Below are 1,809 nucleotides of genomic sequence, written 5' to 3'. Positions count from 1 at the left end.
AGCAAGCCGGGTGAGCTTCACATAGACTTCAAGTACGATGCAGCCGTGCCTGGTCTGAGCAACAAGACCCACTACATCAATGTCCACACGGATTTCGCCCCCAGCGGTGAGTTGCGCGGCGACCTTGTCAAGGCGTAGCTAGTCTCTGCTCTGCCCTTCTCCCGCTTCACGGAGAAGGGCATTTGTTTTTTATGGCTATTCGACGGTGACGGATTTTGCGAGGTTCCGAGGCATATCAATATCGCAGCCACGCTGCAGTGCGACTAAATACGCCAGAAGCTGCATCGGCACAATCGAGACTATTGGGGCCAGCTCAGGGCGGACTTGGGGAATACGGAGTAAGTGATCCGCCGTGGTATCGAGTCTATTCTCCCCCTCAAAAACCACACCCACGACAGTTCCACCGCGCGCGGCGACTTCCTTGATATTACTCAACATCTTGTCAAACACCGTGGGCTGAGTCGCCAAGCACACCACAATAACGCCCGGCTCGATCAGCGCCAGCGGGCCGTGCTTGAGCTCCCCGGCGGCATAGGCTTCGGCGTGCAAGTAGCTGATCTCCTTGAGTTTGAGCGCCGCCTCCAGCGCTACGGCGTAGTCGTAGCCGCGCCCAAGGTAGAAGAAAACGCTCCGATCCGCGAGCTTTGCGGCCAAGTCTTCCACCAGCAGGGCATTACCGATCACGCTCTCCACGGCATCGGGCAGCGTAACCAGATCCCGCACAAAGCTCTGGTGCGCCGTGTCGGTGAGCCTGTCTTCAAGAGCGGCAAAGTGCAGGCCAATCAGATAGAGCACCATGAGCTGGGTAACATAGGCTTTCGTACTCGCCACGCAGATCTCCGGCCCCGCTTGGGTGTAAACACAGGCATGGCTCTCGCGGGCGATCGAGGAGCCAACCACATTCACTACGGAGACAATGGTCGCCCCCAGCCGTTTGGCCTCACGCAGTGCCGCCAGTGTGTCCGCTGTCTCCCCGGACTGCGAGATAATCAAACAGAGAGTTTGTTGGCTCACCAGCGGGTCGGAGTAGCGAAACTCTGAGGCCACACTGACCTCAACGGGACGGCGCAAGAGCCCCTCGAAGAAGCGCTTAGCGACCACACCCGCGTGATACGCCGTGCCGCAGGCGACAATATGGACATGCGTAAATCCCACAAGCTGTGCTTTCGTAAATCCCTCAAGCTCAGGAATACAGACCCGCTCCTCATCAGTAAGTCGGCCCCGGAGCGTGTCGGCCAGCGCACGCGGCTGCTCGTGGATCTCCTTGAGCATAAAGTGCGGAAAACCGCCTTTTTCCGCTGTCTGTTCGTCCCAAGTGACCATAAACGGCTCGCGATGAATTGGGCCACCCGCGAGATCTGTAAGAATCACTCCACTTGGTGTGAGCTTGGCAAAGTCACCGTCTTCCAGCACAATAACTTTTCGCGTGTAGCGCATCACGGCGGGAATGTCGGAGGCCAGAAAATTCTCACCGTCACCGAGTCCGAGAATCAGCGGGGATGCCGTCTTAGCGCAGTAGATAGTCTGCGGCTCGTGCGACGAGCACACGGCGATGGAGTACGCCCCCGTCACCAATGTCAGCGCCTCACGGATCGCCGCCTCCATCGCGCCTAACGTGCGAAACGCACGGTCCACCAGATGCACCAGCACTTCGGTGTCGGTCTCGGAGGCGAAGAGAAACCCCTCATTAATCAGCTCTGATCGTAGCTCTTGATAGTTCTCGATAATTCCGTTGTGAATCAGCGCGATCTTACTGTCTTGAGAAAAATGCGGGTGAGCATTGGGAGTTGTCGGGCCGCCATGGGTAGC

General features: G+C 57.8%; 2 protein-coding genes. One reads left to right on the top strand and one right to left on the bottom strand.

The genetic code is table 11. The features are described from left to right. The first annotated feature begins 45 nt into the window (after window positions 1-45). Window positions 46-138, top strand: a complete 93-nt coding sequence (locus ACH2EH_RS09205) for a CHRD domain-containing protein (RefSeq protein ID WP_395140996.1) — start codon at window positions 46-48, stop codon at window positions 136-138. Window positions 139-195: 57 nt separating this feature from the next. On the opposite strand, the gene glmS is transcribed toward ACH2EH_RS09205, so the two are convergent. Continuing rightward, window positions 196-1,809 (bottom strand): glutamine--fructose-6-phosphate transaminase (isomerizing) (gene glmS / locus ACH2EH_RS09200; RefSeq protein WP_395140994.1); only part of this gene is annotated, 1,614 nt, incomplete at its 5' end.

Origin of the sequence: Armatimonas sp., assembly GCF_043760365.1 — a bacterium.
Taxonomy (GTDB): Bacteria; Armatimonadota; Armatimonadia; order Armatimonadales; family Armatimonadaceae; genus Armatimonas.
This window is presented reverse-complemented; position numbering and strand designations above follow the sequence as displayed.